This window comes from Arenimonas sp. SCN 70-307, assembly GCF_001724815.1.
Classification (GTDB): Bacteria; Pseudomonadota; Gammaproteobacteria; order Xanthomonadales; family Xanthomonadaceae; genus Arenimonas.
The window spans coordinates 153,310-170,194 of sequence record NZ_MEDO01000002.1 but is presented as its reverse complement, the minus strand read 5'-3'; the positions used below and the strand labels follow the sequence as shown (position 1 = coordinate 170,194).

Sequence of the window (16,885 nt, the reverse complement as noted above, 5' to 3'; positions counted from 1 at the left end):
AAGATCAAGGTCATCAAACGGGTGGCCTACGGCTACCGCGATGACGCCTACTTCTTCTTGAAGATCCGGGCGGCCTTCCCCGGACTTGGGTGAAGAGCCTCTTTTTTTGCCCGCCCGCCGTGGGGATGCCCCGGATCTGGGATAATGCGGGGTTCCGGAAAAGGACCCTCGCCCCCAGATGCCCGCGCCCCGCCCCGCCCTCGTCACCACCGCCCTGCCCTATGCAAACGGCCCGCTGCACCTGGGACACCTGGTGGGCTACATCCAGGCCGACATCTGGGTGCGCGCGCGGCGCATGGCCGGCGGCGAGGCGCACTTCGTCTGCGCCGACGACGCCCACGGCACCCCGATCATGCTGGCCGCCGAGAAGGCCGGGCTCGCCCCCGAGGACTTCATCCGCGGCGTCCAGGCCGGCCACGAGGCCGATTTCGCCGCCTTCGGGGTCGATTTCGACCACTACCATTCCACCCACTCGGACGAGAACCGCGAGCTCGCCAGCCTGATCTACACCCGGCTGCGCGACGGCAGCCACGGCCCGAAGGCCATCGCCGTGCGCTCGATCCAGCAACTGTTCGACCCCGAGCGGCAGATGTTCCTGCCCGACCGCTACATCAAGGGCGAATGCCCCAACTGCGGCGCCGCCGACCAGTACGGCGACAACTGCGAAGTCTGCGGCAAGGCCTACGCGCCGACCGACCTGAAGAACCCGCGCTCGGTAGTCTCGGGCGCCACGCCCGAACTGCGCGACTCGGAGCATTACTTCTTCGAACTGGGCAAGTTCGAGGCCTTCCTGCGCGAGTGGCTGCAGGGCGAGGTGGCGCACCCGGCGGTGAAGGCCAAGCTCGCCGAGTGGCTCGAAGGCGGCCTGCGCGACTGGGACATCAGCCGCGACGCGCCCTACTTCGGCTTCCCCATCCCCGACGCGCCGGGCAAGTTCTTCTACGTCTGGCTCGACGCGCCGATCGGCTACCTGGCCTCGTTCAAGGCGCTGTGCGCGAAGACCGGCACCGACTTCGCCGCCTTCACCGAGGCCGCGCGCAACCCGCGTGGCGCCGAGCCCACGGAAATGCACCACTTCCTGGGCAAGGACATCATCAACTTCCACGGCCTGTTCTGGCCGGCCATGCTGCACGGCGCCGGGATGCGCGCGCCCACGGCGCTGCACGTCAACGGCTACCTGACGGTGAACGGCGCGAAGATGAGCAAGTCGCGCGGCACCTTCGTCATGGCCCGCACCTACCTCGACGCCGGCCTCGACCCGGAGGCGCTGCGCTACTACTTCGCCGTCAAGACCGGCGCCGGCGTGGTCGACCTCGACCTCAACCTCGAGGACTTCGTGGCGCGCGTGAACTCCGACCTGGTCGGCAAGTTCGTCAACATCGCCAGCCGCTGCGCCGGTTTCATCTCCAAACGCTTCGACGGCCGCCTGGCCGATGCCCTGCCCGAGCCGGCGATGTACGAGCGCTTCGTCGCCGGCCTGCGCGAGGTGGCCGCCAGCTACGCCCGCGACGAATACGGCCAGGCCATGCGCCAGGTGATGGCCCTGGCCGACGAGGCCAACCGCTACATCGACGAGCGCAAGCCTTGGGTGATCGCCAGGCAGGAAGGCGCCGACGCCGAACTGCAGGCGGTGTGCAGCCAGGGCCTGAACCTGTTCCGCGTGCTGGCCGCCGCGCTGCGGCCGGTGCTGCCGGCCACGGTGGCCCGCGCCGAAGGTTTCCTGCGCGCGCCGGTGGCGCGCTGGGACGACGCCGCCGCGCCCCTGCTCGGCCACGCCATCGCTCCCTTCGAACCCCTGATGACCCGCATCGACCCCAAGCAGATCCAAGCCATGACCGACGCCAGCAAGGAAGACCTCAAGCCCGCCGCCGCTCCGGCCGCCCCGGCAGGAGCGACTTCAGGCGCGATGCCTTCCGCGAAGGGCGTCGCGGCTGAAGCCGCTCCTACAGGAGAGATCAAGTTCATCGGCATCGAGGATTTCAGCAAACTCGACCTGCGCATCGGCAAGGTGCTCGAGTGTGGCTTCGTCGAAGGCTCCGACAAGCTGCTGCGCTTCCTGCTCGACGCCGGCGAACTCGGCCAGCGGCAGATCTTCAGCGGCATCCGCGCCAGCTACGGCGAACCGGAGACGCTGGTGGGCCGCCACGTGGTGTTCATCGCCAACCTCGCGCCGCGCAAGATGCGCTTCGGCCTGAGCGAGGGCATGATCCTCTCCGCCGGCTTCGACGGCGGCGCCCTGGCCCTGCTCGGCGCCGACGACGACGCCGCCCCGGGCATGCCGGTCCGGTAAGCGCGCCATGGACGAACTCGTGCTGCTGCTGGTCGGCGCGGTGTTCGTCAACAACTTCGTGCTGGTGAAGTTCCTCGGGCTCTGCCCCTTCATGGGCGTCTCGCGCCGGCTCGACGCCGCCTACGGCATGGCCCTGGCCACCGGCTTCGTGCTCACGCTCTCGGCCGCGCTGGCCTGGTGCGTGCACCACTGGCTGCTGCTGCCCCTGGGCCTGGAGCACCTGCGCACCCTGGGCTTCATCCTGGTCATCGCCGCCGTGGTGCAGTTCACCGAGACGGTGATGAACCGCCAGAGCCCGCGCCTGTACCGCGTGCTGGGCCTGTACCTGCCGCTGATCACCACCAACTGCGCGGTGCTGGGCGTGGCCCTGCTGAACGTGCAGGCGCGGCGCGGGCTGTTCGAGGCCGTGCTCTACGGCTTCGGCGCGGCCGTGGGCTTCGGCTTGGTGCTGGTGCTGTTCTCGGCCATGCGCGAGCGGCTCGAGGCCGCCAACGTGCCGGCCGCCTGGCGCGGCACGCCCATCGCCCTGGTCACGGCCGGGCTGATGTCGCTGGCCTTCATGGGCTTCACCGGCATGGTGCCGGCCTGATGCTCGAGGCGGTGCTGGTGGTGGTGGGCCTGGCCGCGGTGTTCGGCGCGGTGCTGGGCTGGGCCACGGTGCGCTTCCGCGTCCAGGCCGACCCGATGGTCGAACGCATCGACGCCCTGCTGCCGCAGACCCAGTGCGCCCAGTGCGGCTACCCGGGCTGCCGGCCCTACGCCGAGGCCATCGCCCGCGGCGAGGCCGACATCAACCAGTGCCCGCCCGGCGGCGAAGCGGGCGTACGCGCGCTGGCAGCCCTGCTGGGCCGCGAGCCCAAGCCGCTCAATCCCGAGAATGGCGCCGAGAAACCGCCGGTGGTGGCCCTTATCGTCGAGGACGACTGCATCGGCTGCACCAAGTGCATCCAGGCCTGCCCCGTGGACGCGATCATCGGAGCGCCCAAGCGCATGCACACGGTGATCGCCGGGCTGTGCACCGGCTGCGAGCTGTGCCTGCCGCCCTGCCCGGTGGACTGCATCGTGCTGGTGCCGCCGGCGCCGCGCGCGGCGGAATACCGCTGGCCGCGCCCCGCGGCTCAGAGCCGCTCGACGGCGTAACCTTCCGCGCGCAGCAGCGCGACCACGCCGTCCTCGCCCAGCAGGTGCAGGGCGCCCACCACCACCAGCGCGTCATCGCCTTCGCCGCCCTCGTCGAGCAGGGCCTGCAGGCGCGCCAGCCAGGCCTGGTTGCGCTCCACGTTCACCCGCGCGTAGAGCGCCGGGTATTGCTCGCGCAGGCGGCGTGCACTGCCCTCGTACAGGCCCTCGCCGTCGCCGGCGCGCCAGCGCGCATGCAGTTCGCGCACGTTGCGCTCCAGCTCCTCGGGCGAAGCCAGGGCTTCGTCCAGGGCCTGGCGCTGCTGGTCGGCGTCCATGCCGTCGAACAGGGCGATCTGCTGCGTGCCCGTCTCCAGGCCCTCGACGCGCTTGCCGTCGTCGGTGGCGCGGCGGCCGAAATGGCGGTCCAGGCCCAGGGCCGGGTCGAGGCCCAGCGCCTGCATCTGCGAAAGCGACACCAGCAAGCTCACGTACCAGGGCTCGAGCGACTGCAGCGCGTCGATCGAGGCACCGCTGCGCGCCGCCCAGGCCTGCAGGCGCCGCCAGGTGGCCTCGGGCAGCTCGTCCTGCAGCCGGCGGCCGTCGGTGCGGCGTGCGGCGGCGAGCATCTGCTGGCCGAGCGCCGGGCCGGTCATTTCGGACGGGTCGAGTTCGAACACCACGTGCCCGGCGGCCTCGAAGGCGGCCTCGACGCGCGGGTCGAGCGGGTAGTCGTCGGGCGTGAGCAGGTGGAAGGAGCCGAGCAGGTAGAGCGTATTGTCGGCGTCGCTGGCCTTCCACAGCAGCGGCGCCGGCGGCGTCGCGGCGGCCGCGGCCGGCGCATCGGCCTCGCCGCGGCCGCAGGCGGCGGGCAGCCAAAGCAGCAGCGCAAGGGCCAGCGCAGGCAGGCGTTTCACCGGCTCACTCCGGGAACGGCAGCGGCTTCTTCTCGCCGGCCTCGATGCGCAGGTCCAGGCGGTTCTCCGGCGGTGGCATCGGGCAGGTCGAGTACGGGGTGAACGCGCAGGGCGGGTTGTAGGCGCGGTTGAAGTCGAGCACCACCACGCCGTCCGGACCCGGCGGCGTGGCGTAGAGGAAGCGCGAGGCGGCGTAGGTCTCGTGGCCGCTGGTGCGGTCGGCGAACACGAAGAACAGCTCCCCGCCGCCCTCGTCCAGCGCCTCGAGGCTGTGGCTCGCGCCGTCCTTCTCGAACACCACGCGGCCCGGGTTGGGCGTGGCTTCCACCATGCCGAGCATGTTGACGATGTCGATCGTCTTGCCCGGCGGATGCGGCTCGAAGCGCGCCTGGAACCGGAACGCCGGGTCGATGTCGAAATAGTCGAGGCCGGGGAAGCTCGTGCGGGTGCGCGCCATGGCGTTGCGCACGCGCAGCGCGTAGCGGCCGGCGCGCTCGATCAGCACGAAGCTGGCGTCGCCGCGGTTGAAGGCCACCACGGTCGGCTTGCCCCGCGTGTCGGCAATGAGTTCGATTTCGCCGGTGGCGGGTTCACCGTCGACCAGCACCTCGGCGCCTTCGGCCAGGCGCAGGCGGGCGCGGCCATCGCGCCCGAGCGTGAGCATGCCGATGTTGTCCGGGCCGACGGACAGGCGCGTGCCGTTTTCCTTCGCCGTGCCGACGTAGGTGCTGCCCGGCGTGAGCCAGTGCAGACCCACCAGCGACAGCCAGCCGTCGGGGCGCAGCAGGCGCTCGAGCCGGCCGGCGCGCCAGTCGCGCACTTCGCGTTCGTAGGCCGCGCGTGCCTCGCGCTCGGCGCGGGCCGCGGCCTCGGCCCCGGCGGTGTCGTCGGCGCCGCCACCGCAGGCGGCGAGCAGCAGCGTCATCGAAGCGACAAACATAGCCCGCATCAGCGTCCCCTCAGGAAAAGTCGGTCGAGTTCGGCCATGCCCAGCTGCACCCAGGTCGGGCGGCCATGGTTGCACTGGCCGCTGCGCTCGGTCGCCTCCATGTCGCGCAACAGTGCATTCATTTCCGGCACGGTGAGCCGGCGGTTGGCGCGCACGGAGGTGTGGCAGGCCAGGGTCGAGAGCAGTTCGTTGCGCGCCTGCTCCAGGCGCCGGCTGCTGCCGTGCTCGCGCAGGTCGGCGATGACGTCCAGCGCCAGCGCGCGCGGGTCGAGGTCGGCCAGCAGCGTGGGCACGGCGCGGATGCTCAGCGCCTGCGGGCCGGCGCGGCGGATCTCGAAGCCGTATTCGGCCAGGGCCTCGCCATGCTGCTCGGCGGCGTCGGCCTCGCGCTCGCTGACCGCCAGCGACACCGGCACCAGCAGCGGCTGGCTGCGGATGCCCTCGCCGTCGAGCGCGGCCTTGAGCCGCTCGTAGGTGATGCGCTCGTGCGCGGCGTGCATGTCCACCAACACCAGGCCCTGGGCGTTCTGCGCCAGCACGTAGACGCCGTGCAGCTGCGCCAGCGCGTAGCCCAGCGGCGGCGCCTCGCCCTCGTTGGCGGCCGGCATCGGCGCCGGGGAGGCGACATCGCCCAGCGCGGCCGGCGGCGCCTGGTAGAGCGCGGCGTAGGCGGCCATCGTGTCCTGCACCGGCAGGCCCAGGCCGGACTGCCGCGGTGCCCAGCCGCCTCCGCCGGACTGGCCGTAGGACGAAGCCCCGAACGCGGCGCCGCCGGCCAGCGGCGGCGCCGGCGCCTCGGTACCGGCCAGGCCCGCGCGCGTCGAGGCCAGGGCCTCGTGCAGGGTGCGGTAGATGAACTCATGCACCAGCCGCTGCTCGCGGAAGCGCACCTCGTGCTTGGCCGGGTGCACGTTCACGTCGACCATGCGCGGGTCGCATTCGAAGAACAGCACGAAGGCCGGGTGCCGGCCATGGAAGAGCACGTCGGCATAGGCCTGGCGCACCGCGTGCGCCACGGTGCGGTCGCGCACGGCGCGACCGTTGACGTAGAAGTACTGCTGGTCGGCGCTGGAGCGCGCGGCGGTGGGCAGGCCCACCCAGCCGCGCAGGCGCAGGCCGGCGGCCGCGTGGTCCACCTGCAGGCACTGGCGGGTGAAGTCCTCGCCCAGGGCCTCGGCCACGCGACGCAGGTGCTCGCCGCCATCGCGCACGGGTTTGTAGTGGCGGGCGATGCGGCCGTTGTGGCTGATGCGCAGCTCCACGCCCGGGCGCGCCAGCGCCAGCGAGCGCAGCCACTCCTCGATGTGGCCCAGCTCGGTGCGCTCGGCGCGCAGGAACTTGCGCCGCGCCGGCACGTTGAAGAACAGGTCGCGCACCTCGACCGTGGTGCCTTCCGGATGCGGATGCGGCGCCACGTCGCCGACGCGGCCGCCGTCCACCTCCAGGCGCGCCCCGTGCGCCTCGCCGCGGGCGCGGGCGCTGAGCGCGAAGCGGCTGACCGAGGCGATCGAAGGCAGCGCCTCGCCGCGGAATCCCAGCGTGCCGACCTGCTCGAGGTCCTCGATGCTGGCGATCTTGCTGGTGGCGTGGCGCGAGACCGCCAGCGGCAGTTCGGCCGGGGCGATGCCGCCGCCGTCGTCGCGGATGCGGATCAGGCGCACGCCGCCTTCCTCGAGCTCGATGTCCACGCGGCTGGCGCCGGCGTCGAGCGCGTTCTCCACCAGTTCCTTGACCACCGACGCAGGCCGCTCGACCACCTCGCCCGCGGCGATCTGGTTGACCAGGGTGTCGGGAAGCTGCTGGATCGGCACGTGGCGCTGGCTCGGGCGAAAACAGCCCCGATGATAGCAGCGCGGCGCGGCTTACTCGGGCAGGCCGGCCATGGCGCCGCCGGCCAGCGGGATGGTCAGGCGCTCGCCCACCCGGACGGTGTCGTCCTTGAGCTTGTTGGCCGCGCGGATCGAGTTCACCGGCACGCCGTGGCGCTGGGCGATGAGCGTCAGCGTCTCGCCGCGGCTGACCAGGTGCTGGCGGCTGCCACCCAGCGTGCCCTGGCGGGCCGCGTACCAGGTGCCCGGGGGCGCCTGCACGGAGAAGTAGTTGCGCACGCCGGTGACGATGGCGCCGGCCATGCGCTTGCGGTAGGCGGGGTCGCTGAGCCGCGCTTCTTCGCCCGGGTTGGTGATGAAGCCGGTTTCGACCAGCATCGAGGGCACGTCGGGCGAACGCAGCACCACGAAGTTGGCGCGCTCGATCTGGTGCTTGTGGGTCTTGCCCACGCCCTTGAGCGCGGCCAGCACTTCGCCGGCGACGTCGTCGGAGACGCGCATGGTGGCGTTCTGCGAGAGGTCGAGCAGCACCGCGGCCAGGTTCTTGTCGCGCGCGTCGAGCTCGACGCCGCCCACGAGGTCGGCGGCGTTTTCCTGGTCGGCCAGCCAGCGCGCGGCCTCGGACGAGGCGCCGCGCAGGCTCAGCACGTACACCGAGGCGCCGGCCGCGGCCTTGTTGTGCGCGGCGTCGGCATGGATGGAGATGAACAGGTCGGCCTGCGCCTCGCGCGCGCGCTGGTAGCGCTCGTGCAGCGGGATGAAGACGTCGCGGTCGCGCACCAGGAAGGCCTGCATGCCCGGATCGGCGTCGATCTGCGCGGCCAGCTCGCGGGCCATGGCCAGCGTGATGTCCTTTTCGAACTTGCGGGTCGGGCCGATGGCGCCCGGGTCCTTGCCGCCGTGGCCGGCGTCGATGGCGATGATGAGCTTGCGCTCGCCGCGGCCGATCACGTCCTCGATGGTGCGCGCGGGCGCGGCCTTGGCGGCGCCGCCCTTGCCGCCGAGCAGTTCCACGACCAGGCGGGCCGAATCACCCTCGCGCTCGATGCGGCTGCGCGGCTGCACGCTGCCGGCCAGGTCGAAGACCACGCGCAGGTCGCCTTCCGAAGGCTTGCCGGTACGCAGGCCCGAAACCACGCCGTTGGGCGAGGGCGCGCGGAAGCCGCCGGCCAGGGAGCCACCCGAGAGATCGAGCACCAGGCGGTCCGGGTTGGCCAGGGTGAAGAGCTTGTAGTCCGCCGGCTTGCTCAGGTCGAGCACGGCGCGGGTGCTGCCGTCTTCGGCCTCGACCAGGGTGACGCCCCGCAACTGGGCGGCCTGCGCGTACGGCGCGGCCAGCCCGAGCAGGGCACACATTCCGATGGCGAGAATCCCCTTCTGGCGCATACGGGCGATTGAAGCACCAGGTTTCGCCAAACGCAAGCACTTTTTCCTTTGGAATCCGGCACCTGCCGGACCTTCCTCGGATTTGGGTAAGAAGGCGCCCGGAAACGCCCTACTGGCGCAGGCCGGCCAGCCAGGCCCGGCCCTTTTCGCTGCCGGCCGCCAGCCAGGCCCGGCGCCCGTTCCCGTCCACGGCCAGGCGCAGGCACAGGTCCGGCGGCGGCAGGCCGCCGGCGCCCCGGTCGGGCCACTCCACCAGCCACAGCCGGGCCTGGCCGGCCAGCTCGTCCAGGCCCAGGAAATCGAGTTCGCCGGCGTCGGCAAGGCGGTAAAGGTCCAGGTGCGCCGCCTCGCCGCCGGCGGGCAGCGGATAGCGCTCGACCAGGGTGTAGGTGGGGCTCTTGATGGCGCCCTGCACGCCCAGCGCACGCAGCCAGGCCCGGGCCAGGCTGGACTTGCCGGCGCCGAGCGGGCCTTCGAGGAACACCACCGCGCCTTCGGGCTGGCTGGCGGCCAGTTCGGCGCCGAACGCATCGGTGGCGGCCGGGTCGGCCAGGAAACGCTCGTGCTTGCTCATGCCGGGTTCGCCAGCCGGCGCAGGTGCGGGAACAGGTCGGACGGCAGCAGGCCGCGTTCGCCGTCCACCCGGGCGGCAGCGTCGCCAGCCGCGGCGTGCAGCAGGGCACCAGCCACCGCGGCCTCGAAGGCCGGCAGCTGTTGGGCCAGCAGGGCCGCCACCACGCCCGAGAGCACGTCGCCCATGCCGCCGGTGGCCATGCCGGGATTGCCGGCGCCGATCACCACCGGTGCGCGTCCGGGCGCAGCGACGACCGTGCCGGCTCCCTTGAGCACGACCACCGCCTGGTAGCGCGCCGCCATCGCCGAGGCCGCGGCGTAGCGGTCGGCCTGCACGTCGGCGGTGGGCATGCCCAGCAGCCGCCCGGCCTCGCCGGGATGCGGCGTGAGGATGGCCTGCGGCACGGGCATGGGCTCGGCGGCGAGCAGGTTGAGTGCATCGGCATCGAGCACCAGCGGCTTGCCGCTGGCCACGGCGGCGGCGAGCAGGCCGCGGCCCCAGTCGCCCTGCCCCAGGCCCGGCCCGACGGCGACCACGCTGGCGCGCTCGAGCAGTGGCGCCAGCGCCCGCGCGTCTTCGACGGCGTGCGTCATGGCCTCGGGACGGGCGGCCACCAGCGCCGCGACGCCGGCCGTGCGCGTGGCCACGCTGGCCAGGCCGACGCCGGTGCGCAGCGCCGCCTCGGCGCAAAGCCGCACTGCGCCACCCATGCCCACTTCGCCGCCGACGCACAGCACGTGGCCGTGTTCGCCCTTGTGGGCGTTGGCGTGGCGCGGCGCGAGCCAGGCGGACAGGTCGGCGTCGCGCACCAGCCAGGCCGAGGGCGGGTCGAGTTCGGTGTCGATGGGCGGCAGGCCGAGGCGGTCGACCCGGACCTCGCCGTCGACGTCGCGGGCCATGCCCGTGTACAGGCCCTGCTTGGGCGCGATGAAGCTCAGGGTCAGGCGCGCGGCCACCACGATGCCGGGCGCGTGGCCGGTGTCGGCGTCCAGGCCCGAAGGCACGTCCAGGGCCAGCACCGGACGGTGGCTGGCGTTGATGCGTTCGATCAGCGAGCGCACGGCGTCGGAGGGCGCGCGCGTCAGTCCGATGCCGTAGATGGCGTCCACCCAGACGTCCACGTCCGGCAGCAGGCCGTCGAAGGCTTCGACCCGGCCGCCGGCGGCGCGCCACGCCGCCAGCGCGGTGCGCGCCGGATCGCGGCGCGGGTGCGCGCCGGGCGCGGTGACCACGTGCACCTGCAGGCCGGCCTCGCGCGCCAGCCGCGCCAGCACATAGCCGTCGCCGCCGTTGTTGCCCGGTCCGCAGGCCACGCCGATGCGCCGCGCCTGCGGCCAGGCGCCGCGCAGCAGCTGCCAGGCGGCGGCGCCGGCGCGCTGCATGAGCGCGTAGGAATCGATGCCCAGTTGTTCCACCGCGCGCCGGTCCATGGCCCGCACCTGGGCGCCGCGGTAAAGGGGAAGCCTGTCTGCCATGCCGGGATTCTATACTCGCCTGCATGCACGCCCCCGCCGACATGCCCGCCCTCGCCCGCTCCATCAAGGACTGGGGCGCCGAACTGGGCTTCCAGCAGGTGGGCATCGCCGGCATCGACCTGGACAAGGACGCCGAACACCTGCGCGACTGGCTGGCCAAGGGCCAGCACGGGACGATGGACTACATGGCCCGCCACGGCGACAAGCGCAGCCGGCCCGGTGAGCTGGTGCCGGGCACGCTGCGGGTGGTTTCCGTGCGCATGGACTACGGCACCGGCGAGGACGCGGCCGCCTGGGCCACGCTGGCCGAGGGCGAACGCGCCTACGTGGCGCGCTACGCGCTGGGCCGCGACTACCACAAGCTGATGCGCAACCGGCTGCAGAAACTCGCCGACCGCATCGCCGCCGAAACCGGGCCGTTCGGCTACCGAGTGTTCGTCGATTCGGCGCCGGTGCTCGAGCGCGCGCTGGCGCGCGACGCGGGCCTGGGCTGGATCGGCAAGCACAGCTGCCTGATCAACAAGGACGCAGGCAGCTGGTTCTTCCTCGGCGAAATCTACACCGACCTGCCGCTGCCGGTGGACGCGCCGGCCAGCGCGCACTGCGGCACCTGCACGCGCTGCATCGAGGTCTGCCCGACCGGCGCCATCGTCGCGCCCTATCGCGTCGATGCGCGCCGCTGCATCAGCTACCTGACGATCGAGCTGCGCGAGGCCATCCCCGAGGAGCTGCGCCCGCTGATGGGCAACCGCATCTTCGGCTGCGACGACTGCCAGCTGGCCTGCCCCTGGAACAAGTTCGCCGAACGCCACTCGGTGCCCGACTTCATGCCGCGCAACCAGCTCGACACCGCCACGCTGGCCGAACTGTTCGCCTGGGACGAGGACGAATTCCTGCGCCGCACCGAAGGCTCGGCCATCCGCCGCACCGGCCACGCCGGCTGGCTGCGCAACATCGCGGTGGCGCTTGGCAATGCGCCCGGCTCGCCCGCGGTGCTGGCGGCCCTCGCCACCCGCCGCGAGCACCCCGACCCGATGGTGCGCGAACACGTCGCCTGGGCCCTGCAGCGCCACGGGAAACCGGGGTCGGCCTGACCCCGTTCCTACCGGGCGAGGTTCTGGCGGGCGAGTATTTCGGCGAGCAGCGTGCGGGTGACCGGGTCTTGCACCGTGTCGGGCGCACGCTCGCCGGCGAGTACCGGCAGCAGGCCGCTGGCCAGGGTTTTTCCAAGTTCGACGCCCCACTGGTCGAAGGCGTTGATGCCCCAGAGCACCGACAGCGCGTAGACGCTGTGCTCGTAGAGCGCCAGCAGGCCACCGAGCGAGCGCGGGGTGAGCGCGTCGAGCAGCAGCATCGTGTTTGGACGGCCGCCGGGGTGGCGCTTTTGCGGCGCGTCGGCGTCGTTGCCGTTGGCCAGGGCTTCGGCCTGGGCCAGCAGGTTGGCCAGCACGGCCGCGTGGCTTTCCGGATAGCCGTGCGCCGGCGTGACCACGCCGATGAAATCCGCCGGCACCGCGTCGCTGCCCTGGTGCAGGGCCTGGAAGAAGCTGTGCTGGCTCGAGGTGCCGGTGGCGCCCCAGAGCACGGGCACGGTCGGCACCGGCGAGTTGCTGTCGTCGCTGCGCACGGTCTTGCCCAGGCTTTCCATCACCAGCTGCTGCAGGTAATCGGGCAGCAGGTCCAGGCGCTCGTCGTAGGGCAGCACCGCGTGCGTGCCGAGGCCCAGCGCGTCGCGGTTCCAGACCATCGTCAGCGCGTGCCAGATGGCGAGGTTGCGTTCGGGCGGCGACTCGAGCACGTGCCGGTCCATGTCGGCCGCGCCGTCCAGCAATTGCTCGAAGCGGTCCATGCCCAGCGCCAGCGCCACGCACAGGCCCACCGCCGACCACAGCGAATACCGCCCGCCGACCCAGTCCCACATCGGCAGCACGTGCCCGGGCGGCACGCCGAAGGCCACCGCCTTGTCCACCGCGGCGGTGACCGCGTACAGGCGGCCCTGCCCTGCCATCCAGTCCTTGAGCAGCTGGCCGTTGAGCAGGGTTTCCTGGGTGCCGAAGCTCTTGGACACCAGCAGCACCGCCGTGCGCGCGGGGTCGAGCCGCGGCAACAGGCGCTGCACGCCGCTGGCGTCGGCGTTGAACAGGAAATGCGTGCGAAAGCGCCCGCGGTCGAACTCGGCCAGCGACTGCACCGCCAGCCTGGGCCCGAGGTCGGAGCCGCCGATGCCGATGTTGACGATGTCGGTGATGCCGGAGGCCTCGAGTTCGGCCACGATCGCGGCCATTCGCGCGCGCGTGGCCAGGGCCTCGGCGCGGGCCGCGCGCGCGGCCGCGCCCTGGCCCAGGTCCGAGCGCAGCGCCGTGTGCAGCGCCGGCCGGCCTTCGGAAGCGTTCACCCGCTCGCCGTCGAACAGGCGGCGGAAGGCGGCCGGCAGCGGCGCGGCCAGCGCGAACAGCGCCTCGCGCGCGGCGCGGTCGTAGCGCTGGCGGGCGAAGCAGGCGTGCAGCGGGCCCACGCGCAGGGCGAAGTCGCGCCCGCGGGCCGGGTCGTCGGCCTGCAGGGCCGACAGCGGGCGGCCCGCCGTGCGTTCGGCATGGGCCCGGAGCGAGGTCCAGGTTTCGGGCGGGATCGGGGTGGTCGGCGTCATCGGCCGGAGTCTAACCGAGCCATGTGACGGCCCGGCATCAGACGTTTTCGAACTCGAGGTTGTCGATCAGCCGGGTGCGGCCCAGGCGCGCGGCGATCAGCGCCACCTGGCCGGCCTCGCCGCTGCGCGGCCGCGAGAGGTCGGCGCGGCGGATCTCGGCGTAGTCCACGCTGAAGCCGGCGGCCTCGAGGCGCTCGCGCGCCTGGTCCTCGATGCCCGGCAGCGGCAGGCCCTGGCGCGCAGCGTCGCGCATGAACACCAGGGTCTGGTGGATGCGCGTGGCGGTCTGTCGCTCGTCGCCCTGCAGGTACTGGTTGCGCGAGCTCATGGCCAGGCCGTCGGCCTCGCGCAGCGTCGGCGCCGGGATGATCTCGACCGGGAAGCTCATTTCGCGCGCCATGTAGCGGATCACCTGCAGCTGCTGGTAGTCCTTGCGCCCGAACACGGCCAGGTCGGGCTGGACCATGTTGAACAGCCGCGCCACCACCTGCGCCACGCCATTGAAGTGGCCGGGCCGGTGCGCGCCGCAGAGGATGTCGGTGATGCCCGGCACGTGCATCTGCACGCAGCCGATGGTCCCGTAGGGATACATCTGCTCGACCGGGGGCAGGAACAGCGCGTCGCAGCGGTTCTCGGCCAGGCCGTTGATGTCGGACTCGGGCGTGCGCGGGTAGCGCGCGTAGTCCTCGTTGGGCCCGAACTGGGTGGGGTTGACGAAGATGCTGGCCACCACCTTGTCGGCGTGCCGGCGCGCCAGCTCCACCAGGGCGTAGTGCCCGGCGTGCAGGTTGCCCATGGTCGGCACGAATCCGATGCTGGCGCCGTCGCGCCGCCACTGCCGGAGCTGGGCACGCAGGGACGCGAGGGTGTGGTGGGTTTGCATCAGTCGTATCCGTGTTCGGGGGCGGGGAAACTGCCGTCGCGCACGGCGGCGGCGTAGGCGCGCAGCGCGCCTTCGATCGAGCCGCCCCCGGCCAGGAAATCCTTGACGAAGCGCGGGCGGCGGTGGCCGCTGTTCATGCCCAGCAGGTCGTGCAGCACCAGGATCTGGCCGTCGCAGCCGGGCCCGGCGCCGATGCCGATGGTGGGGATGGCGATGGCGGCGGTGATGCGCGCGGCCAGCGCGGACGGCACGCACTCGAGCACCAGCACGTCGGCGCCGGCTTCGGCCACCGCGCGGGCGTCGGCCAGCAGGCGTTCGGCGGCGGCCTGCTCGCGGCCCTGCACCTTGTAGCCGCCCAGGCGCAGCACCGACTGCGGGGTCAGGCCCAGGTGCGCGCAGACCGGGATCTCGCGTTCGGCCAGGAAGCGGATGACCTCGAGCTTGGGGCCGGCGCCCTCGAGCTTGACCATGGCCGCGCCGGCCTGCAGGAAGCGCGTGGACGCCTCGAGCGCGCGTGCCGGCGTGGCGTCGGCCTGGAACGGCAGGTCGGCCACCAGCAGCGCCGAGCGCAGGCCGCGGGCCACGCAGGCCACGTGGTAGGCAACGTCGTCCACGGTCACCGGCAGCGTGCTGTCGTGGCCCTGGCAGACCATGCCCAGCGAGTCGCCGACCAGCACCAGGTCGAGGCCGGCGGCGTCCACCGAGCGCGCGAAGCCGGCGTCGTAGGCGGTCACCGAGGCGATGCGGCGGCCCTCGGCCTTCATCTGGCGCAGGGCCGGCACGGTCAGGCGCGGGCGCGTGGAGGCCTTGGATTCGTTGGCGTACATGTCGGCGTCCGGCGTCTGGGGGTGGCGCTAAGGTATCGCCTCGATGCCCGCGGCATCCACCGCCGCGAGCAGGCCAGCCACCGGGCCCCGCCCCGGCACCGTCAGCGCCGGCGCGATTTCGGCCAGCGGCACCAGCACGAAGGCGCGCTCGTGCAGGCGCGGGTGCGGCAGGCACAGGCCGGGTTCGTCGAGCACCCGGTCGGCGTAGGCCAGCAGGTCGAGGTCGAGCGTGCGCGGGCCCCAGCGCGGGGCGTCGTCGCCGCGGTCGCGGCCGAAGGCGAGTTCGGTGGCCAGCAGCACGTCGAGCAGTTCACGCGGCGACAGCGTGGTGTCCAGCGCGACCACGCCGTTGATGAAGTCGGGCTGGTCGGTGACGCCCCAGGCCGGGGTGCGGTAGAAGCGCGAGCGCCCGAGCACGCGGATGCCCGGGTGGGCATCGAGCGCGGCCAGGGCCGCCGCGACCGTGGCGCGCACATCCCCGAGATTGCCACCGAAGGCCACCCAGGCGGGCAGCGGCGCGGGGCTCGTCACCCGGCGGCGTCCCCGCCGGGACGCGGACGCCGGCGACGGCGGCGGCGTCGCGGCGCGCGGCCGGCGTCGTCGCCCTCTTCGCCCGGCTCGCCCGGCTCGCCAGCGTCGTCGGCGCTGCCTTCGCCCCGGCGCGGCGACTTGGGCACCAGCCGCTCGGCCAGCACCTCGGGCGCCTGGGCCTGGGCCTCGCGCCAGAAGGCCAGGTCCTCGGCCAGCTCCGGCGCGGCGCCGGCGCGCAGCTCGAGGAAGTCGAAGGCGGCGCGGAAGCGCGGGTGCGCCAGCAGGCGGAACACGCGCTTGCGGATGCGCTGGCCGAAGCGCGGCTGCAGCAGCCAGATTTCCTGCATCGGCAGCGAGAACCGGCGCGGCAGCGCGATGCGCTGGGCCTGGTGCAGGGTGACGCGGTCGGCCGCGCGCTGCTGGGCCACGGTCGGGTCCACGCCCTGCTTCTGCAGCACGGCCAGCTCGCGGCAGTAGGCCGGCCAGAGCAGCGCGGCGAACAGGAAGGCCGGCGTGACCGGCTTGTCGGCGGCGATGCGCGCATCGGTGTTGCGCAGGGCCTGCAGCACCATGGCGCGCAGCGCGCCGCTGCGGTTGGTGGCCAGGGCCTTGGCGGTCTCGGGGAACAGCGCCGGCAGCAGGCCCAGTTCCTCGAGCTTGGTGAAGCTCTTTTCGGCGTGCCCGGCCAGGAACATCTTCAGGCACTCGTCGAACAGGCGCGCCGGCGGCGCGGCCGAGAGCAGGTCGGCCATCTCCGGGATGGGTTCGGCCGCCTCGGGCGCGATGGCGAAGTCGAGCTTGGCCGACAGGCGCGCGGCGCGCAGCATGCGCACCGGGTCCTCGCGGTAGCGCTCGATCGGGTCGCCGATCAGGCGCAGCACGCGGTTGCGCACGTCGTCGTAACCGCCGACGTAGTCGCGCACGCTGAAGTCGTCGACGGTGTAGTAGAGCGCGTTGGCGGTGAAGTCGCGCCGCACCGCGTCGTCCTCGATGCTGCCGTAGACGTTGTCGCGCAGCAGGCGGCCGTCGTCGCCAGTCTCGCGGTCGTCGGTGTCGTCGGCGCTGTTGGCGCGGAAGGTGGCGACCTCGATGATCTCGCGGCCGTAGACCACGTGCGCCAGACGGAAGCGGCGGCCGATCAGGCGGCAGTTGCGGAACAGCGACTTGACCTGCTCGGGCGTGGCGTCGGTGGCCACGTCGAAGTCCTTGGGATGGCCGCCGATGAGCAGGTCGCGCACCGCGCCGCCGACCAGGTAGCCGTTGAAGCCACCGTCGCGCAGGCGGTAGAGCACGCGCAGCGCATTGGGGCTGATGTCCTTGCGGGAGATGCCGTGTTCGGCGCGCGGCACGACCTGGGGCGGGAGGGGGCTGCTGATGGCGTGGTCCGTCATGGGTTCGGTGGCGGGCGCAGGGGCCTGCGCCGCGTCGGGGCCCGGGGCGGGCCGGTGGCCTTCCCGC

Annotated in this window: 15 protein-coding genes; 4 read left to right on the top strand and 11 right to left on the bottom strand. The window is 72.8% G+C overall.

All coding sequences use genetic code 11. The annotated features are described in order from the left end of the window. Window positions 1-178 precede the first annotated feature (178 nt). The 3 genes from metG to rsxB are packed head-to-tail and all read left to right on the top strand — an operon-like array spanning window position 179 to window position 3,430. A complete protein-coding gene (gene metG / locus ABS41_RS01945) occupies window positions 179-2,290 on the top strand; it encodes a methionine--tRNA ligase (protein ID WP_290589721.1) in 2,112 nt (703 codons plus the stop codon). Window positions 2,291-2,297: 7 nt separating this feature from the next. Next, window positions 2,298-2,879, top strand: a complete 582-nt coding sequence (gene rsxA / locus ABS41_RS01940; RefSeq protein WP_290589718.1) for an electron transport complex subunit RsxA — start codon at window positions 2,298-2,300, stop codon at window positions 2,877-2,879. Next, window positions 2,879-3,430: an electron transport complex subunit RsxB gene (gene rsxB / locus ABS41_RS01935; protein ID WP_290589715.1), complete on the top strand. Its 552-nt coding sequence runs from the start codon at window positions 2,879-2,881 to the stop codon at window positions 3,428-3,430. The genes rsxA and rsxB overlap by 1 nt, the downstream gene beginning before the upstream one ends. On the opposite strand, the gene ABS41_RS01930 is transcribed toward rsxB, so the two are convergent. The 6 genes from ABS41_RS01930 to ABS41_RS01905 all read right to left on the bottom strand — a co-directional run bounded on the left by ABS41_RS01930 (window position 3,409) and on the right by ABS41_RS01905 (window position 10,539). Continuing rightward, a complete protein-coding gene (locus ABS41_RS01930) occupies window positions 3,409-4,326 on the bottom strand; it encodes a TraB/GumN family protein (protein ID WP_290589712.1) in 918 nt (305 codons plus the stop codon). The two genes, rsxB and ABS41_RS01930, sit on opposite strands and share 22 nt — an antisense overlap. Window positions 4,327-4,330: 4 nt before the next feature. Beyond that, window positions 4,331-5,251 (bottom strand): DUF1684 domain-containing protein, encoded by a 921-nt coding sequence (locus tag ABS41_RS01925; RefSeq protein WP_290589709.1) that lies wholly within the window; start codon window positions 5,249-5,251, stop codon window positions 4,331-4,333. 23 nt (window positions 5,252-5,274) lie between these two features. Beyond that, the gene (gene mutL, locus ABS41_RS01920) at window positions 5,275-7,086 is read right to left on the bottom strand and encodes a DNA mismatch repair endonuclease MutL (RefSeq protein ID WP_290589705.1); all 1,812 of its coding nucleotides are present in this window, start codon (window positions 7,084-7,086) and stop codon (window positions 5,275-5,277) included. Window positions 7,087-7,137: 51 nt separating this feature from the next. Beyond that, complete coding sequence (locus ABS41_RS01915; protein ID WP_290589702.1) at window positions 7,138-8,460, bottom strand: N-acetylmuramoyl-L-alanine amidase; 1,323 nt, start codon at window positions 8,458-8,460, stop codon at window positions 7,138-7,140. 139 nt (window positions 8,461-8,599) lie between these two features. After that, window positions 8,600-9,064: a tRNA (adenosine(37)-N6)-threonylcarbamoyltransferase complex ATPase subunit type 1 TsaE gene (gene tsaE, locus ABS41_RS01910; protein ID WP_290589699.1), complete on the bottom strand. Its 465-nt coding sequence runs from the start codon at window positions 9,062-9,064 to the stop codon at window positions 8,600-8,602. Further along, window positions 9,061-10,539, bottom strand: coding sequence for an NAD(P)H-hydrate dehydratase (locus ABS41_RS01905; protein ID WP_290589696.1), 1,479 nt, complete (start codon window positions 10,537-10,539; stop codon window positions 9,061-9,063). Before ABS41_RS01905 ends, tsaE begins: the two co-directional genes overlap by 4 nt. Before the next feature lie 23 nt (window positions 10,540-10,562). Here ABS41_RS01905 and queG point away from each other — a divergent pair, with 23 nt between their 5' ends. Next, window positions 10,563-11,633 carry a tRNA epoxyqueuosine(34) reductase QueG gene (gene queG / locus ABS41_RS01900; protein ID WP_290589693.1) on the top strand — a complete coding sequence of 357 codons (1,071 nt, stop codon included), beginning with the start codon at window positions 10,563-10,565 and terminating at the stop codon, window positions 11,631-11,633. Between the two features lie 8 nt (window positions 11,634-11,641). On the opposite strand, the gene pgi is transcribed toward queG, so the two are convergent. The 5 genes from pgi to pcnB are packed head-to-tail and all read right to left on the bottom strand — an operon-like array spanning window position 11,642 to window position 16,818. Then, on the bottom strand, window positions 11,642-13,186 hold the full coding sequence (gene pgi / locus ABS41_RS01895; RefSeq protein ID WP_290589690.1) for a glucose-6-phosphate isomerase: 1,545 nt from the start codon (window positions 13,184-13,186) through the stop codon (window positions 11,642-11,644). Window positions 13,187-13,223: 37 nt separating this feature from the next. Further along, complete coding sequence (gene panC, locus ABS41_RS01890) at window positions 13,224-14,072, bottom strand: pantoate--beta-alanine ligase (RefSeq protein WP_290589761.1); 849 nt, start codon at window positions 14,070-14,072, stop codon at window positions 13,224-13,226. Next, window positions 14,069-14,896, bottom strand: a complete 828-nt coding sequence (gene panB, locus ABS41_RS01885) for a 3-methyl-2-oxobutanoate hydroxymethyltransferase (RefSeq protein WP_290589687.1) — start codon at window positions 14,894-14,896, stop codon at window positions 14,069-14,071. The genes panC and panB overlap by 4 nt, the downstream gene beginning before the upstream one ends. Before the next feature lie 27 nt (window positions 14,897-14,923). Continuing rightward, window positions 14,924-15,427: a 2-amino-4-hydroxy-6-hydroxymethyldihydropteridine diphosphokinase gene (gene folK, locus ABS41_RS01880; RefSeq protein ID WP_290589684.1), complete on the bottom strand. Its 504-nt coding sequence runs from the start codon at window positions 15,425-15,427 to the stop codon at window positions 14,924-14,926. After that, complete coding sequence (pcnB, locus tag ABS41_RS01875) at window positions 15,424-16,818, bottom strand: polynucleotide adenylyltransferase PcnB (protein WP_290589679.1); 1,395 nt, start codon at window positions 16,816-16,818, stop codon at window positions 15,424-15,426. Before pcnB ends, folK begins: the two co-directional genes overlap by 4 nt. Window positions 16,819-16,885 lie beyond the last annotated feature (67 nt).